Genomic DNA, 16,096 nt, shown 5'->3' with positions numbered 1-16,096 from the left:
TTCATGTAACAAAAATTTAAGTTGAGAATTATACGCTATTTTTTTGAAATGTTGTATTTCTAATCAAATATTATTAATTAAATTTGTAAAAGTTTTTTTCATCATTTGGCCTTGTTTTAAAGCGACGATGAATCCACAAATACTGTTCAGGTGCGTGATTAATTTGTTTCTCTAAAATTTGATTAATAGCCGTTGCATCATGAATAGGATCATTTGATGGATAGTTGGAAATTGGTTTTTCAAAGGACATTAGATATCCATTACTGGTTCTAATAAAACTATATGGAATGACTCTAGTGTTGTTGTTTTTGGCAAGCCTTGCAGTTGCTGATGCAGTGGCAGTTTGAATGCCAAAAAATGGAGCAAAAACAGTATTATTTTTACCCAAATCTTGATCAGGAGCATACCATATCGGAAGGCTATTATTAATCGCTTTAATAATGGATCTAGTGTCAGTACTTTTAATCATAACAGCGCCATTTTTTTTATATCCTTTTACCATAGTACTATCAAATAGCTTGTTATTTTGAGGCCGGTAAATATTTGCAATGGTGTGCTTAATTAATAGCGCACGACTGCCTAACATGAGCGGCATAAAATGTGAGCAAAGAAGAATAATCCCTCCTTCTTCTTTCAGGGCATCTTTAAAAAAATGTTCATTCTTTATGGTTAACAATTTTTTAATTTTATTATCAGTTCCATAATAAGCATTCGCAGTCTCAAAAAAACTTACTCCAATTGCCTCAAAGTGTCTCTTGACTAGTCTCTCAACTTGAGGTTGTTTTTTTTCAGGAAAACAATGTGAAATGTTTGAGTAAGCTGTTGATCTCAATTTATGCATAAATGGATGCATCATTCTTCCAATCGCTTTTCCAGCAATCACTTGAGCTTTGAATGGAATAAAGACGCCAAGACGCATAAAGAGAATTAGAATCCATGTAAGTAAAAATTTAGGGTGAATAAATTCGACGTTTAACATTAAAATAAAATTAAATGAAACTAAAAAATAAGCTGTAAATTATGCCATTTGTTGACAGAGATTTTATCAATGATTTACCTAATAGAGTAGATATTGTTGGTTTAATTAATAAGCGTGTCGCTTTAAAAAAGGCCGGTAAAGATTATAAGGCATGCTGTCCTTTCCATGAAGAAAAGACACCGTCCTTCACTGTAGTCCCGACTAAGCAGATATACCATTGTTTTGGCTGTGGTGAAAGCGGTGGCATCATTGATTTTATTATGAAATATGATCATTTGGCTTTTGTGGAGGCAATAGAGACTGTGGCAGGCGAGTCTGGAATTTCAGTTGTCTATGATCAAGCTGCTAAGCCTGTAGATATGCGCTTTAAGAGATATAACAAATTAATGGAAGAGTTGAGCAGCTTTTATCAGGAAAAGCTCAAAACTTCAGCCGCTAAAAAGAAAGTAGTGGATTATGCTAAAAATCGTGGAGTAAGTGGATCGATTGCGAAACGATTTGAACTAGGCTTTGCACCGCCAGGCTGGACTAATCTTTTTGATGAATATAAAAATAGTGAAGAATCCATACAAGATCTATTAAAAATGGGAATGATTGTCCCCAAAAAAGATAAAAAAGACGACTATTATGATCGTTTTCGAGATCGACTCATGTTCCCTATTCACAATACAAAGGGGTCGGTTATTGGCTTTGGAGGCAGAGTCTTATCGAGCAAAGATAACCCCAAGTATTTGAATTCACCCGAAACCCCTTTGTTCTCAAAATCAAAAGAATTATATGGCCTTTATCATTGTAGAAAATACTCCAGGAAAATAGATGCAATCATAGTTGTAGAGGGCTATATGGATGTCATCGCACTCCATCAACAAGGAATCACCAATGTTGTTGCTACATTAGGAACGGCCACTACTTCGTCACATTTACAGGTCTTATCCCGGACAGCTGAGACCATTGTTTTTTGCTTTGATGGTGATCAGGCGGGAAGAGATGCAGCTTGGAAAGCATTACAAACGTCATTACCTGCTATCACTGCAGGCTTAGTTATTAAATTTTTACTATTACCTGAAGGGGAAGATCCTGACACATTGATTAATAGTGAATCAGCTAAAGCATTCAATAAAAGGGTAGATGAAGCGCAAACACTTTCTAACTTTCTATTTGAACATATAAAGGCTGAAGTCCCTTTTAATACGATTGAAGGTAAAACATTATTTTTAGAAAAATCAGCAGCATTAGTGAATTTAGTAAGTTATCCAATATATCAACAACAATTAATAGAGGGTATTGCTCAAACCATTGGACAAAATATAACTCAAGTAGAAAAAGCAATTGAGCAAAACATTGCAAATAATACCCAGCACTATTATGCCAATGAGCTTGAGCAAGCAGAGATAGTCAATCAATCGCTTCAAACAAAGCCCAAAAAAACCTCCCCTTCAAGTATAAAAAGTCTTATGTCTAGAATGATATCCTGCGTCATTAATTATCCATCACTTGTTAATGATCCAGAGACATCGAGTGTGATCGAAGAGAGGGCTAGGAAGTTACCAAAATCTGATGTTTTGGTTGAACTAATAAGGCATGCTCAAGTTGAGTCTGACCTTTCAAAGGAGGCATTATTATTACCTTATAAATCTAAAGAAAGAGTTTATAACCGACTTAAGGAACTAAGCGTAATGGAGCCCTTTTTGAGTGAGTATGAAGCTAAAGAGGAGTTTGGGTACACCCTCACTGCAGCTGAAAAATTCTATGAAAGAAAATCTACAAAGGCCTCAATTCTCTCCGCTAAAACTCATGATGAAGAAAAAGCTGTGATGCAAGATATTATGAAAAGCAAGGTGAGCGCAACCCGCCAAAAAAAATCTTAACCCTCGAGTAAAGAAATTACTTCAGGATCATTAATGAGTATTCTTTCCATGGCTTTTTTAAAAGCCATGGAAGCAGAATTGGATCCTTCACATCGGTTTCTCATGGTTGGATCCCATGATACAAAGCATTTTTTTGGATAATCAAGCCTGACAGCCATAATGTATTTAGGTTTATCCGCAGGAGAGTAACCAACAAAATAAGTTCTCTTGGCGCCGTCTTTATTGTATTGACCATCTATAACCATTTCAGCAGTTCCAGTTTTGCCAGCTACTGAATATCCATCAATAACTGCACGGTAACCAGAGCCATTATCTGAAGCTACAGAATCTAAAATCTGAGAGATTCTTTGTGTTGACTCTGGAGTAAATACTTGTGTAATGTTTTCATTTTTATTTGCATCTTTTAGAAGCTTAAGTGAAGGGAGAGCTCCATCATTTGCAAAGACTAGATAGGCTCTTGCAAGCTGAGCAAGATTGGTATTCATAGGTCCATGGCCAAAAGAGAGGGATCTTTTATCAGCCAAGCCCCAATTACTAAAATGTCTCAAGACTCCTGAGTTTTCTGTCCCAGGCATCACCCCCAGGGATCTTCCAAAACCGAGTTTTTCCCATGTGTCATAGAACTCTTCATTTTCAATATTTTCAGCTACCATTACCGTACCTAAATTATGTGATTTTTCGAGTATTTGTTGAATTGTCATTTCAGAATACTTTTTATCAGGAAGTATATTTCCAACACGATTTTTAACATCTATTAACTCATCATCAGTGGCAGTTATGACTCCTTTGTCTAGTGCAAGAAGCATCGTGAAAGGTTTCATTGTCGATCCTGGCTCGGTTTTATCAGAAAAAACACGATTTCTATAATCATCTGCACTATAGCTTTGATGATTATTTGGATTTGTTGATGGGTAATTAGCTAGTGCTAATATTTCACCATTTGGAGATAGAACGATTGCTGCAGCCGAATCTGCCTCATGGAATTCTGCCTGTTCTTTTATTGCATTGAAAACATGAAACTGAATGTCTGAATCAATCGTCAGTTTTAAGTCTTCTCCTTGCTTAAATTTTTTAATCATTTCAGCATCATAATAGATATTTGAATTATCTTTATTGTCTGCTAGCCTTTTTACTCCATTGATTCCAGCTAAATATTGATCATATTCAGACTCAATTCCAAATACCCCAATATTTTCTGAATTAGTTTTTCCAATCAAAGGCGCAATAGAGTCTTTTTTTGGATAATAACGAAAGCCGCCTGATTCAATGGCTACGCCAGCGATTCGTTGTCTAGCACATTTGTTCACCTCAATCATTTCTTTGGCAGTTGGCTTCATCCCAATAATCTTTTTAGCCTTATCGATAAGAGTGACTGTAGGATTTTTAGATGTCTTAAAACACACCTTAGACCTTTTCTTTTGAAGTTCAGCAATATTTTTTAAAATAGGATCATTTACCTTGAGTTTTTCTTTAACAATAAAGTATTTTCTTTTGTTTATTTTTTTTTCAATAATTTGCTCCCTGAAATCCATTCTGGGCATCTCTAATGCATCTGCCAAGAGATCAATATATTCTTCTTGAATAATCATAGGATCTAGATTAATTTTTTTATGTATCAGATTGATTGCAAGCAGATTATTATTTCTATCTAAGATGTTTCCTCTAATTGATTTTTCTACAAGTGAAAACTCTGAATTTTTAGAGGCTTTGGCTTTAAGAGGAATATCGTTTGCTTTAATATCGGTTACACTAAAGGCGCGATAGATAAAAATGATGACAATTGCAATAAAGCAAATTTTGACAAGTGACTGCCTATTTCTATAACCTTGAACGCGAGCTATTTTCATATGGTCACCTCTTCCATTTCAGACTCAAGAGGAGCAATCATTAATAATTCATCTTGTGATTTTTGATAGACAGTTACTCCACTTTGAATTTCAGAATATTCCATCATTAACTGCCTATTCAAGGCATTAATTTTTTCATTCTCATTTTTGAGTGTTTTCTCTGTTTTATGCAGTAAATACATTTCATGATGCCAATGGATGCTTAATATTGATAAAAGTATTATTGAAATTACTAAACTAAAATTAATTACAATCCTTTTTTGAAAAATCGCTAACACTTCTCAGCTATCCTTAAAATTGCACTTCTTGATCTTCTATTTATTTTTATCTCTTCATTTGAAGGCTTCACTTTCCCTAGATCCTTAAGGAGGCAAGGTTGCGTATCATTCATCATGATAGGTAAGCCTTTTGGAATCTGCTTAGGCCGAGAGTGTTTTTGGATAAATTGTTTAACAATTCTATCCTCAATTGAGTGAAACGAGATAACAGCGAGCCTACCCCCTTTATCCAAGGCATCAATCGTTTGATTTAATGCTTCAGAGAGCGTTATTAGCTCATCATTAATGGCTATCCTTATGGCCTGAAAAGAGCGCGTTGCAGGGTGCTTATTTTTGCCTGGTTTGACAACGGTCGAAATGAGATTTGCTAACTCAAGAGTTGTCTTGATTTCACTATTTTTTTGATATTCCTTTATAGTTGAAGCAATAATACGACTTCTTTTTTCTTCTCCATATTGATAGAGCGTATCTGCAATTTCTTTTTCACTTGTCTCTATAAGCCATTCTCTAGCAGTGAGTCTTTGAGATTGATCCATCCTCATATCAAGTAAACCATCTTTATTAAAGCTAAATCCCCTATCGGCATTGTCTATTTGAGGTGAGGAGATTCCTAAATCCATTAAGACTCCATCAACTTTACCAATCAAATTAATTTTATTAAGCTCATCATTTAAGTTTGAAAAATTACTATGAATCAGCTCTAGTCGTGGGTCAGAGAAATTAATCTCTGCATATTTAATTGCATCAATATCTTGATCAAATCCTATAACACTTCCCAAGCTATCTAGATGATTTAGTATTCCTTGAGTATGACCACATCGGCCCAAAGTGGCATCAACATAGATGCCACCTGATTTTATGTTTAGAGCTTTTAAAACCTCATTAAAGAGAACAGAGTCATGATAGTTAGATTCTTTAGTGGACGCATTATTCTTACTTAATGACATTTAACTAAAGAGAAAGTTTTGAAATTTCCTGAGGTACTTCAGTTTGATTGCTTAGTCTTTCAATTTTTTCAATTTGATCTTTCCATGCCCTTTCATCCCAGATTTCAAAACTTTTACCTTGTCCACTCAGTATAACTTTATTATTTAAATTAGCGTAATTCTTATGAGAGCTAGGAATAAGAATCCTACCAATTTTGTCTAATTCACAATCAATAGCATGCCCAATAAGTTTTCTTGATAATTTTTTGGTATGAATATTAAGAGATGGAAGTTCTCCAATTTTGAGTTCTAGTTGCTGCCAATCTTTTAAAGGATAGAGAACGAGACAAGGATCATCAGGATGAATGCTCATGACCATCTGTCCAGAACAAATTTTAGTGACTTGTCCTAAATGACGAGTAGGAATTTTAATCCTACCTTTTGCATCCATTGATAAAAGGTGAATTCCACGAAACATAAATCCATTTTATACCATTATTTACCATTTAAAGCCACAAATAATTTTTTAGAAAATGGCTCTTATCTTTAATATTTTTTTTAAACTCATAATTTAGATAAATTAATATATTCCAAGAGTAAATGATTATATAAAATCAAAAATATCCCTACAATACTAATGGGAATAAAAAAAGTCTATATTTTGAAGGAGAGAGGATGAAACAAAGAGTTGGAATCATAGGCGCAGGCCCAAGTGGACTGGCACAGTTAAGGGCTTTTAAGTCTGCTGAAGAAAAAGGAGAAGAGTTGCCGGAAATAGTCTGTTTTGAAAAACAAGACAATTGGGGAGGGCTATGGAATTATAGCTGGAGAACTGGGCTTGATCAGCATGGTGAGATTGCGCACAGCAGTATGTATCGTTACCTGTGGTCTAATGGGCCAAAAGAATGCCTGGAATTTGCTGACTATTATTTTGAGGAACATTTTGGCCACCCAATTGCCTCATTCCCTCCAAGGGAAGTTTTGTTTGACTATATTCAAGGTAGAGTAGAAAAAGCTAAGGTTAGGAATATGATTCGATTTAATACTGCAGTTCGAAATGTTGAATACGATGAAGACACTGAACAATTTACAGTCACAGTCAGTAATCTTGTTGACGATGAAACTTACTCTGAAAAATTTGATTATGTCATTGTCGCGAGTGGACACTTTTCAACCCCCAATGTTCCAAATTATGATGGCTTTAGCCATTTTAATGGCAGGATATTACATGCCCACGATTTCAGAGACGCTATGGAATTTAAAGACCAAGATATTTTGGTCATAGGCAGTAGTTATTCTGCTGAAGATATTGGTTCACAGTGCTATAAGTATGGCGCTAAATCAATCACTAGTAGCTACAGGACGGCGCCAATGGGTTTTGGCTGGCCTGAAAATTGGGAAGAAAAGCCAGCGCTAGTTAAGGTGGATGGCAATAAAGCTTTCTTTGCCGATGGAACTTCAAAAGAAGTAGATTCGATCATTCTGTGCACAGGATATATTCATCACTTCCCCTTCTTACCAGATAGTTTGAGATTAAAAACCAATAATATCCTTTATCCTCTTGACTTATATAAGGGCGTCGTCTGGGAGAAGAACCCAAGACTTATGTATCTAGGAATGCAAGATCAATGGTACACATTTAATATGTTTGATGCGCAAGCTTGGTACGCAAGAGATATCATTCTAAAAAAGATCAGTCTTCCATCTTTTAGTGAAATGCAAGCACATACACTTGAATGGCATGAAAAAGAAACAGCACAAGACGATGTTGCATACGCGATTGACTTTCAAGGGGCTTATACTCAGATGCTGATTGATGAGACGGATTATCCTAATTTTGATATTGAGGGAGTTAACAGAACTTTTATGGACTGGAAACATAATAAGAAGGATGGAATTATGACTTTTAGAGATAAGTCACATGCCTCACTCATGACTGGAACCGAGTCTCCACCTCACCATACGCCATGGCTCGATGCTTTAGATGATTCTTTAGAATGCTATCTTGATATTTAATTTAACTGGAGCGCTGTTTCAACATATGAATTTTTCATTGAACAAAATGAATTCTTCATATAAAAAACACAATTAAAGACTAAAATTCACCGGCTTATAAAATATAATATGCAGCTTACTAAAGGTTAAATTGTTATTCGGTGAACAATAAGGTCTATCATAAAATTGAAAACTCTTCAATTGAAGACGTTCTAGAGCGTGCGAGACAATATCGTTCTTTGCTTCAGCCCGAAATGGCAATTAGCATTTGCCTAGATATTTTTGCTGTTGATAACAATAATCAAGACGCTTTAGTCATATATATTCTTGCATTAACCGATCAGCTATCTCAGAGTGAATCTAAGGTCCACCGTAATAAAATTACAGATAGTATCAAAAAACTTAATTCAGAATTTTTACGTCATTATTACTCTGGAATCTTCCTAGAGAGGCAAGCAAGAAGCTTACTAAAGCACTCCATGTCTCGATCTTTTGCATATGATGGATTTATTGAAGCAATTGCAGAATTTGAGATCGCAGAAAAAATGGCTCCTGAGCATTGCGCTGACCCAATTTTGCGATACAACAGTTGTCTAAGAACAATAAAAAAAGAGAACCTTCAACCACGTCAAGAATTCGATGAACTATACTAATAACCGAACAGTCAGTCTCAAAAAAATGATGGCAATGGCTGGATTATTTTGGTTTTTTTTCCTAATATTCTATCTATTGGGAGCTCTAACCTTTCACTCTGGTGAAGAGGCCTTTACTGCATTTTATGTCTGGTTTAATGGCTCAATTTTTTATCCTGTTTTAGCCACTTTATTAATTGCAACACTAACTTTCCATGTAGTCGTTGCGGTTACTAGGCAACTTTCAAATAATATAAGTAGTGGTGATCGATATAAAAAACCTTATCCAAAGGCTGTCCCCCGAATAGTGGCATGGTCAGGTGCGTCTATTATTCTTATTTTTATCATTACGCACACCGTTCAAATGTTGTCTATTAATACTGTTGATTTATATTCGGAAATTACCAATATTTTTCAAAGGCCAGTAATGTGGGCCATATATGGGCTTGGAATGATTGCCATTTCAACACACTTACATCATGGACTTTCAAATGTACTTCAGACTTTGGGCGTTTCAAGCAAACAACATAAGGGTATTGCTCTCTTGATTGTTCTTCTTATCATGGCAGGTTATGCCTCAATTCCATTAGGTATTTTGTATGCAAAAGTTTAATTCAAATGTTCCAACAGGGCCTCTAGAGAATCGTTGGGAGAAGCATAAATTTGATCTTGCTCTTATAGCGCCCCAAAATAGGAAAAAATACAATGTAATAGTCATTGGGACTGGTCTGGCAGGTGCATCATTATGTGCCACCTTAGGTGAGGCAGGATACAATGTCCAGTCTTTTTGTTACAATGATAGTCCCAGAAGAGCCCATTCAATTGCTGCTCAAGGCGGAGTCAATGCTAGTAAAAATTATCAAAATGATGGAGATAGTACCTGGAGACTTTTTTACGACACTATCAAGGGTGGAGATTTTAGAGCGAGAGAGTCCAATATTTATCGTTTAGCTCAATTGAGTTGTAACATTATTGATCAAGCCGTATCCCAGGGCGTTCCTTTTGCCAGAGAATACAGTGGTTATTTGGCAAATAGATCTTTTGGTGGCACCCAAGTGTCCCGAACTTTCTATGCTAGAGGTCAAACCGGCCAGCAACTCCTTTTAGGCGCATATAGTTCTATGAGTAAAGAAATCGCCTCAGGGAGAGTTAAACATAAGTCAAGATGTGAAATGTTAGAAGTCATACTTATTGATGGAAAGGCCAGGGGTATTGTTGTCAGAGACCTAACGACTGGTGAAATTTCATCTCATACAGCTGATTGTGTTGTCATGTGCACGGGGGGCTATAGTAATGCTTACTATCTGTCAACAAATGCAAAAGGCTGTAACACCTCTGCAACATGGAGAGCCCATAAGAATGGAGCTTACTTTGCAAATCCAAGCTTTACTCAAATCCATCCCACATGTGTACCACCAACTGGCGACAGCCAGTCAAAGCTCACATTGATGAGTGAGTCACTGAGAAATGATGGCCGCATATGGGCCCCAAAAAATAAAGAAGATTGCGATAAGAGTCCAAATGATATTGTAGAAGAAGATCGTGATTACTTTTTAGAGAGAATGTATCCAGCCTTTGCCAATCTTGTTCCAAGAGATATTGCTTCCAGAGCTCTTAAGGGTATCTGTGATGAAGGAAGAGGAATTGGTTCAGTTGTAAATAATCAGCGCCTTGGAGTTTATCTTGATTTTTCCTCGGTGATTCAAAAAATGGGGACTGAAAAGGTTAAAGAAAAATACGGAAATTTATTCGATATGTATAAGAGTATTACCGGTGAAAACCCTTATGAAGTTCCAATGAAAATTTACCCAGCACCTCATTACACAATGGGTGGCTTATGGGTTGATTACAATTTGATGACAACGATAGATGGTTTGTTTGCTTGCGGAGAGTCTAATTTTTCAGACCATGGCGCTAATCGCCTTGGAGCTTCTGCTTTGATGCAAGGCCTTGCAGATGGATATTTTGTTGCTCCACAGACAGTTGCTAACTATCTAGCACGAGGAAAATTTGAGGAGGTTAATGATGACCATCCTGAAGTATTGGCAGCCGTTGATTCAGTTAAAAGTCGTATTGATAGTTTAATGAATGCTCCTGATCCTCAGTATTCTCCAGATTACTTTCATAGAAAAATAGGAAGCATTTTGTGGACGTCATGTGGCATGGCAAGAGATAAGGATTCACTCAAAAATGCAATCGCTTCAATTGAGAAACTCAAGGCAGATTTTTGGCAAAAAATTAAAGTGACTGGAGTCGATAAAGATTTTAATCAGACGCTTGAAAAGGCTGGAAGAGTTGCAGATTTTATTGAGCTTGGACATTTAATGTGTGTTGATGCTTTGGATCGAGATGAATCATGCGGTGCGCATGCACGCCTTGAGTATCTGGCTGAAAGTGGAGATGCAATGAGGGATGATGAAAATTTTGGATATGTGGCTGCTTGGGAGTACAGTGATGACAAACCTGTGCTTCATAAAGAGCAACTTGACTTCGAGTTTATCAAGCCAACATATAGGGACTACAAATGAATTTTACATTACATATCTGGCGACAAAAAAATACGCAAAGTGATGGAAGTTTTGTCACCTATGAGATTAGTGATATCGACAGTGACACTTCTTTTCTTGAGATGCTTGATCAGCTAAATGAAGAGCTCATAGAAAAAGGGGAGGACTGCGTTGTTTTTGATTATGATTGCCGAGAGGGTATTTGTGGCACATGCTCATTGGTAATAAATGGGCATCCTCATGGTGAAAAGAAGGCCACTACAACTTGTCAGCTTTATATGAGGGATTATGCCAATCAAAGGGAATTATGGATTGAGCCTTGGAGGGCAAAAAGTTTTCCAATAGTCAAGGATCTTGCAGTCAAGCGGGAAGCGTTCGACCGCATTATCCAATCTGGTGGGTTTATTTCTGTATCAGTTGGCTCTGCTCCAGAGGCCAACTCTCAATTAGTCAATAAAGATGATGCTGATTGTGCATTTGATTCTGCAACATGTATCGGCTGTGGTGCATGCGTTGCAGTTTGTCCAAATGCTTCAGCCAGTTTATTTGTAGCCGCTAAAATCAATCATTTTGAACGCTTACCTCAGGGAAAAATTGAAAGCAAAAAGCGGGCAGAGAGGATGATTAATCAGATGGAAGAGGAAGGGTTTGGAAGTTGTTCAAATCATCGACATTGCGAAACAGTTTGTCCAAAAGAAATTTCGGTTAGCAATATTGCTGCCATGAATAATTTACTATAAAAATAATTAATTTAGGAGATGTGATGAAAGTTGTAATATTAGGTGCTGCAGGTGGAATTGGTCAGGCTCTTGCCTTGCTTCTTAAAACAGAGCTTCCCAGCGGAACAGAATTGTCTTTGTATGATATTGCTCCAGTAACGCCCGGGGTTGCAGCTGATTTAAGTCACATCCCAACTCCAGTTAAAGTGGAAGGTTATTCGGGTGAAGACCCCTCTCCTGCTTTATTAAATGCTGATATTGTATTGATTTCTGCTGGTGTGGCTCGTAAGCCTGGCATGGATCGTTCAGATTTATTTAATATTAATGCTGGAATTGTAAAAAATCTCGTTTCTTCTTGTGCTGATAATTGCCCCAAAGCCCTTATTGGTATCATTACTAATCCAGTTAACACAACTGTTGCAATTGCGGCTGAAGTTTTAAAAAATAAGGGTGTTTATGATCCCACAAGGTTATTTGGAATCACTACTCTTGATGTGATTCGCTCAAGTACATTTGTTGCTGAAGTCTTCAATAAAGATCCAATGGATGTTAAAGTGCCAGTTATTGGTGGACATTCTGGAATCACTATTCTTCCCCTTCTCTCTCAATCTGGCTTCGAATTCAGTGACGATGATGCAGCCGCAATGACTAAACGGATTCAAAATGCAGGTACAGAAGTTGTCGAAGCTAAAGCAGGGGGTGGTTCGGCCACATTGTCAATGGGACAGGCTGCCGCTAAATTTGGCTTATCCCTAGTAAGAGCCCTAAATGGTGAAAAAGATGTCATAGAGTGCACCTACGTTGAAGGATCTGGAGAATTGGCTAGATTTTTTGCTCAGCCAGTGCTATTGGGTAAGAATGGTGTCGAAAAAATACTCAATTATGGCACTCTTTCAGATTTTGAACAGACTACCCTAGATGATGCTCTTGACACGCTCAGATCTGATATAAAAATCGGCGAAGAGTTTGTAAAGTAGTAGTTAATTAACAAAATTTAAGGGTCAGAATGTCAAAAAGTTTGCATGATAGAGCTCTAGCTTATCACAAAGAAGGTGGACCTGGGAAACTTGACGTAACCTCCCATAAAAAACTTGATAATGATCAAGATCTCAGTTTGGCATACAGCCCTGGCGTTGCTGCGCCGGTAAGGGAGATTGCTAAAGATAAGAGTAATGTATACCAATACACAATTAAGGGTAATTTGGTAGCGGTTATCACTGACGGTTCAGCGGTTTTAGGTCTTGGAAATGTTGGTCCTTTAGCAGCAAAGCCAGTTATGGAAGGAAAAGCAGTTTTATTCAAACACTTTGCAGGCATCAATGTTTTTAATATTGAGCTTGATACTCAAAATGTTGATGAAATCGTTAATACGGTTAAGAATATTGCACCTACTTTTGGCGGAATCAATTTGGAAGATATTTCTGCCCCGCGCTGTTTTGAAATTGAAGAGCGACTCATTAAAGAGCTAGATATTCCTGTATTTCATGATGATCAACACGGCACTGCCATTATTGTTGCAGCTGGACTTTTAAATGCTCTTGAAATTCAAGGAAAATCAATTAATTCTGCTAAGATTGTTGTTGCAGGTGGTGGTTCTGCTGGCATAGCAACTCTAGATTTATTGGTAAATCTTGGATTTAAAAAAGAAAATATGATTCTGGTTGACCGAAGGGGCGTTGTTTCTAAAGAACAAATAAGCATCGTTAATAAGTACAAAGCAGCTTTTGCGGTGGATACGAGTAAAAAGACTTTGGGTGATGCAATTGATGGAGCTGATGTCTTGATTGGCGTTGCAAGAGGTAATCTTGTTACTCAAGCTATGATTAAATCGATGGCCAAAAAGCCAATTATCTTTGCTTTATCTAATCCTGATCCTGAAATTTCAGTTGAGGATGTTTTTGCTTGTAGAGACGATGCATTGATGGCAACTGGCAGAAGTGATTTTCCAAATCAGGTTAATAATGTGATTGGTTTTCCTTATATTTTTAGAGGAGCGTTAGATGCTAATTCCAAGATTATCAATACTGAAATGAAAGTTGCAGCTGTGCATGCTATTAAGGATCTCGCAAAGCTACCTGCTCCTCAATCTCTATTAGAAATTTATCAAGTTAAAGAGCTCAGTTTTGGTAAAGATTATTTCATTCCAAAACCTTTTGATCCTAGACTCATTGACCTGATTCCAAAAGCTATATTTGATGCCGCAGTAAAGAGCGGAGTTTCACGCTTAAAATAATCATTTTTATACCTCATATTTAGCTTATTTAATCCTTGCTAAGCAGAATTAGTTATGGGATAATGTCTGATTGTTTTTTTGGAGGGGTGGCCGAGTGGTTAAAGGCGACGGACTGTAAATCCGTTCTCTCTGAGTACGTTGGTTCGAATCCAACTCCCTCCACCAGAGAAAAAAGAAAAGGAAATTGCGGGTGTCGTATATTGGTATTACCTTAGCCTTCCAAGCTAATGAGGTGGGTTCGATTCCCATCACCCGCTCCAAGTGGTTAGGACTGTGCTCACCTAGCTCAGTCGGTAGAGCACTTCCTTGGTAAGGAAGAGGTCGCCGGTTCAATTCCGGTGGTGAGCTCCACTTTAATTTGAATGTATACAGGGGATTAAAAATGGCAAAAGAAAAATTTGAAAGAACCAAACCACACGTAAATGTGGGAACAATTGGTCACGTTGACCATGGTAAAACGACTTTAACTGCAGCCCTTACTAAGGTGATGGCTGAAGCCCGTGGTGGTGAGTTCAAGGATTACGCAGATATTGATAATGCTCCTGAAGAAAGAGAGCGTGGTATCACTATCTCAACAGCACACGTAGAGTATGAGTCAGAAGCTCGTCACTACGCACACGTTGACTGTCCAGGACACGCTGACTATGTGAAGAACATGATTACAGGTGCTGCTCAGATGGACGGCGCTATTATTGTAATCGCTGCAACTGATGGACCAATGGCTCAAACACGTGAGCACATTCTATTGTCTCGTCAGGTCGGTGTTCCATACATTGTGGTTTACATGAATAAAGCTGACATGGTTGACGATGAAGAACTCGTTGAACTTGTTGAAATGGAAATCCGTGAGCTTCTAACAGAATATGAATTCCCAGGTGATGACACGCCAGTTGTTTTTGGTTCAGCACTAAAAGCACTCGAGGGTGACACATCAGATATCGGTGTTCCTTCAATCCTGAAGTTAGTTGAAGCGTTAGACACTTATATCCCAACACCAGAGCGTGATACAGATAAGACATTCCTTATGCCTATTGAGGACGTGTTCTCAATCTCAGGTCGTGGAACGGTTGTTACTGGTCGTATCGAGCGCGGCGTTGTAAACGTGGGTGATGAAATCGAAATCGTAGGTATTAAAGACACTCAGTTGACTACATGTACGGGTGTTGAAATGTTTAGAAAGTTGCTTGACTCAGGTGAAGCAGGTGATAACGTTGGTGTTCTTCTTCGTGGTACCAAGCGTGAAGAAGTTGAGCGTGGTCAGGTCTTAGCTAAGAAAGGGACGATCAACCCGCACACTAAGTTTGAAGCTGAAGTCTATATCTTAAGCAAAGAAGAAGGTGGCCGTCATACGCCATTCTTCAACAACTATCGTCCACAGTTCTACTTCAGAACAACAGACGTGACTGGCGCATGTGAATTACCATCAGGTACTGAAATGGTTATGCCAGGCGACAATGTGAAGATGACAGTTGAGTTACTTGCTCCAATTGCAATGGAAGAGGGTTTAAGATTTGCAATTAGAGAAGGCGGACGCACGGTAGGTGCTGGAGTCGTCTCGAAGATTACGAGTTAAAAAGTATTTAAAGTAAGTGGCTACTCTTGAGTGGCCACTTTTAGGATTTGATATATAGGCAAGTGGCTCAATTGGTAGAGTAGTGGTCTCCAAAACCATTGGTTGGGGGTTCGAGTCCCTCCTTGCCTGCCAAATTAAAGGATATATGTGGCTAAACAAATAGACAATTTAAAGAGTGGTTCTGATCAATGGAAGACTATCCTGGCAGTTGTTGTAGTTATCGCTACACTTGCTTTGTATTATGTAAACCCTCTCAATTTCAATTCTCTGACTAAGGTGCTTGTCACTCTTGCGTTGTTTATTGCTGCAGGTGGAATATTTATTAAATCTAGCCAAGGTGATACCTTTGTACATTTCTTGAAAGAGACACGTATAGAGCTTAGAAAGGTAGTTTGGCCTACAAGAGAAGAGACATTGAAAACAACTGGAATCATTATGATTGCAGTGGTCGTGGTGGCAATTTTCCTTTGGATTGTGGATGCATTCTTTACATGGGGTGTTCAGTCAATTTCTTCAATTAACATATTTTAAGTAAAGGA

General features: G+C 37.6%; 15 protein-coding genes and 4 tRNA genes. 14 read left to right on the top strand and 5 right to left on the bottom strand.

Features of this window, described 5'->3' with window-relative positions; all coding sequences use genetic code 11:
• Nucleotides 1-73 precede the first annotated feature (73 nt).
• Nucleotides 74-979 carry an LpxL/LpxP family acyltransferase gene (locus AC5YGB_RS06840; protein ID WP_496137074.1) on the bottom strand — a complete coding sequence of 302 codons (906 nt, stop codon included), beginning with the start codon at nucleotides 977-979 and terminating at the stop codon, nucleotides 74-76.
• Nucleotides 980-1,020: 41 nt separating this feature from the next.
• On the opposite strand from AC5YGB_RS06840, the gene dnaG reads away from it, so the two are divergent.
• Entirely contained in the window at nucleotides 1,021-2,847 is a 1,827-nt protein-coding gene (gene dnaG / locus AC5YGB_RS06835; protein WP_496137073.1) for a DNA primase, read from the top strand.
• Here dnaG and AC5YGB_RS06830 read toward each other — a convergent pair.
• The 4 genes from AC5YGB_RS06830 to mraZ form a co-directional block, all read right to left on the bottom strand.
• Complete coding sequence (locus AC5YGB_RS06830; RefSeq protein WP_496137072.1) at nucleotides 2,844-4,694, bottom strand: penicillin-binding transpeptidase domain-containing protein; 1,851 nt, start codon at nucleotides 4,692-4,694, stop codon at nucleotides 2,844-2,846. The two genes, dnaG and AC5YGB_RS06830, sit on opposite strands and share 4 nt — an antisense overlap.
• Nucleotides 4,691-4,876, bottom strand: coding sequence for a hypothetical protein (locus AC5YGB_RS06825; protein ID WP_236849158.1), 186 nt, complete (start codon nucleotides 4,874-4,876; stop codon nucleotides 4,691-4,693). The genes AC5YGB_RS06830 and AC5YGB_RS06825 overlap by 4 nt, the downstream gene beginning before the upstream one ends.
• 89 nt (nucleotides 4,877-4,965) lie before the next feature.
• Entirely contained in the window at nucleotides 4,966-5,919 is a 954-nt protein-coding gene (gene rsmH, locus AC5YGB_RS06820) for a 16S rRNA (cytosine(1402)-N(4))-methyltransferase RsmH (RefSeq protein WP_496137071.1), read from the bottom strand.
• 4 nt (nucleotides 5,920-5,923) lie between these two features.
• Nucleotides 5,924-6,376 (bottom strand): division/cell wall cluster transcriptional repressor MraZ, encoded by a 453-nt coding sequence (gene mraZ, locus AC5YGB_RS06815; protein ID WP_020024050.1) that lies wholly within the window; start codon nucleotides 6,374-6,376, stop codon nucleotides 5,924-5,926.
• A 197-nt stretch (nucleotides 6,377-6,573) separates the two neighbouring features.
• Here mraZ and AC5YGB_RS06810 point away from each other — a divergent pair, with 197 nt between their 5' ends.
• The 13 genes from AC5YGB_RS06810 (at nucleotide 6,574) to secE (ending at nucleotide 16,088) form a co-directional block, all read left to right on the top strand.
• On the top strand, nucleotides 6,574-7,914 hold the full coding sequence (locus AC5YGB_RS06810; protein WP_496137070.1) for a trimethylamine monooxygenase: 1,341 nt from the start codon (nucleotides 6,574-6,576) through the stop codon (nucleotides 7,912-7,914).
• A gap of 140 nt (nucleotides 7,915-8,054) precedes the next feature.
• Nucleotides 8,055-8,546, top strand: coding sequence for a hypothetical protein (locus tag AC5YGB_RS06805; protein ID WP_053819733.1), 492 nt, complete (start codon nucleotides 8,055-8,057; stop codon nucleotides 8,544-8,546).
• Entirely contained in the window at nucleotides 8,533-9,138 is a 606-nt protein-coding gene (locus AC5YGB_RS06800) for a succinate dehydrogenase/fumarate reductase transmembrane subunit (protein WP_496137069.1), read from the top strand. The genes AC5YGB_RS06805 and AC5YGB_RS06800 overlap by 14 nt, the downstream gene beginning before the upstream one ends.
• A complete protein-coding gene (locus AC5YGB_RS06795; protein ID WP_496137068.1) occupies nucleotides 9,125-11,053 on the top strand; it encodes a fumarate reductase/succinate dehydrogenase flavoprotein subunit in 1,929 nt (642 codons plus the stop codon). The genes AC5YGB_RS06800 and AC5YGB_RS06795 overlap by 14 nt, the downstream gene beginning before the upstream one ends.
• On the top strand, nucleotides 11,050-11,772 hold the full coding sequence (locus AC5YGB_RS06790) for a succinate dehydrogenase/fumarate reductase iron-sulfur subunit (RefSeq protein WP_020024055.1): 723 nt from the start codon (nucleotides 11,050-11,052) through the stop codon (nucleotides 11,770-11,772). The genes AC5YGB_RS06795 and AC5YGB_RS06790 overlap by 4 nt, the downstream gene beginning before the upstream one ends.
• A 23-nt stretch (nucleotides 11,773-11,795) precedes the next feature.
• Nucleotides 11,796-12,728 (top strand): malate dehydrogenase, encoded by a 933-nt coding sequence (mdh, locus tag AC5YGB_RS06785; RefSeq protein WP_496137067.1) that lies wholly within the window; start codon nucleotides 11,796-11,798, stop codon nucleotides 12,726-12,728.
• 29 nt (nucleotides 12,729-12,757) lie between these two features.
• Nucleotides 12,758-13,984 (top strand): malic enzyme-like NAD(P)-binding protein, encoded by a 1,227-nt coding sequence (locus AC5YGB_RS06780; protein WP_020029054.1) that lies wholly within the window; start codon nucleotides 12,758-12,760, stop codon nucleotides 13,982-13,984.
• An 80-nt stretch (nucleotides 13,985-14,064) separates the two neighbouring features.
• Nucleotides 14,065-14,149 (top strand) — tRNA-Tyr (locus tag AC5YGB_RS06775).
• A gap of 21 nt (nucleotides 14,150-14,170) precedes the next feature.
• Nucleotides 14,171-14,244 (top strand) — tRNA-Gly (locus AC5YGB_RS06770).
• A 15-nt stretch (nucleotides 14,245-14,259) separates the two neighbouring features.
• A tRNA-Thr gene (locus tag AC5YGB_RS06765) sits at nucleotides 14,260-14,335 on the top strand.
• A 31-nt stretch (nucleotides 14,336-14,366) separates the two neighbouring features.
• Nucleotides 14,367-15,557, top strand: coding sequence for an elongation factor Tu (gene tuf / locus AC5YGB_RS06760; RefSeq protein WP_020026356.1), 1,191 nt, complete (start codon nucleotides 14,367-14,369; stop codon nucleotides 15,555-15,557).
• Between the two features lie 56 nt (nucleotides 15,558-15,613).
• Nucleotides 15,614-15,689, top strand: a tRNA-Trp gene (locus AC5YGB_RS06755).
• A 15-nt stretch (nucleotides 15,690-15,704) separates the two neighbouring features.
• Entirely contained in the window at nucleotides 15,705-16,088 is a 384-nt protein-coding gene (gene secE / locus AC5YGB_RS06750) for a preprotein translocase subunit SecE (RefSeq protein ID WP_020024536.1), read from the top strand.
• Nucleotides 16,089-16,096: the final 8 nt, after the last annotated feature.

Source organism: Candidatus Pseudothioglobus sp. uisw_142 (genome assembly GCF_059512465.1).
Note: the sequence above shows the minus strand (reverse complement) of the source record. Positions and strands in the feature narration are given on the sequence as shown.

Excerpts from the sequence above, each read along its gene's own strand:
- AC5YGB_RS06840 (WP_496137074.1), bottom strand. The coding sequence starts at position 979 with ATGTTAAACGTCGAATTTATTCACCCTAAATTTTTACTTACATGGATT.
- dnaG (WP_496137073.1), top strand. The coding sequence starts at position 1,021 with ATGCCATTTGTTGACAGAGATTTTATCAATGATTTACCTAATAGAGTA.
- AC5YGB_RS06830 (WP_496137072.1), bottom strand. The coding sequence starts at position 4,694 with ATGAAAATAGCTCGCGTTCAAGGTTATAGAAATAGGCAGTCACTTGTC.
- AC5YGB_RS06825 (WP_236849158.1), bottom strand. The coding sequence starts at position 4,876 with ATGTATTTACTGCATAAAACAGAGAAAACACTCAAAAATGAGAATGAA.
- rsmH (WP_496137071.1), bottom strand. The coding sequence starts at position 5,919 with ATGTCATTAAGTAAGAATAATGCGTCCACTAAAGAATCTAACTATCAT.
- mraZ (WP_020024050.1), bottom strand. The coding sequence starts at position 6,376 with ATGTTTCGTGGAATTCACCTTTTATCAATGGATGCAAAAGGTAGGATT.
- AC5YGB_RS06810 (WP_496137070.1), top strand. The coding sequence starts at position 6,574 with ATGAAACAAAGAGTTGGAATCATAGGCGCAGGCCCAAGTGGACTGGCA.
- AC5YGB_RS06800 (WP_496137069.1), top strand. The coding sequence starts at position 8,533 with ATGAACTATACTAATAACCGAACAGTCAGTCTCAAAAAAATGATGGCA.
- AC5YGB_RS06795 (WP_496137068.1), top strand. The coding sequence starts at position 9,125 with ATGCAAAAGTTTAATTCAAATGTTCCAACAGGGCCTCTAGAGAATCGT.
- AC5YGB_RS06790 (WP_020024055.1), top strand. The coding sequence starts at position 11,050 with ATGAATTTTACATTACATATCTGGCGACAAAAAAATACGCAAAGTGAT.
- mdh (WP_496137067.1), top strand. The coding sequence starts at position 11,796 with ATGAAAGTTGTAATATTAGGTGCTGCAGGTGGAATTGGTCAGGCTCTT.
- AC5YGB_RS06780 (WP_020029054.1), top strand. The coding sequence starts at position 12,758 with ATGTCAAAAAGTTTGCATGATAGAGCTCTAGCTTATCACAAAGAAGGT.
- tuf (WP_020026356.1), top strand. The coding sequence starts at position 14,367 with ATGGCAAAAGAAAAATTTGAAAGAACCAAACCACACGTAAATGTGGGA.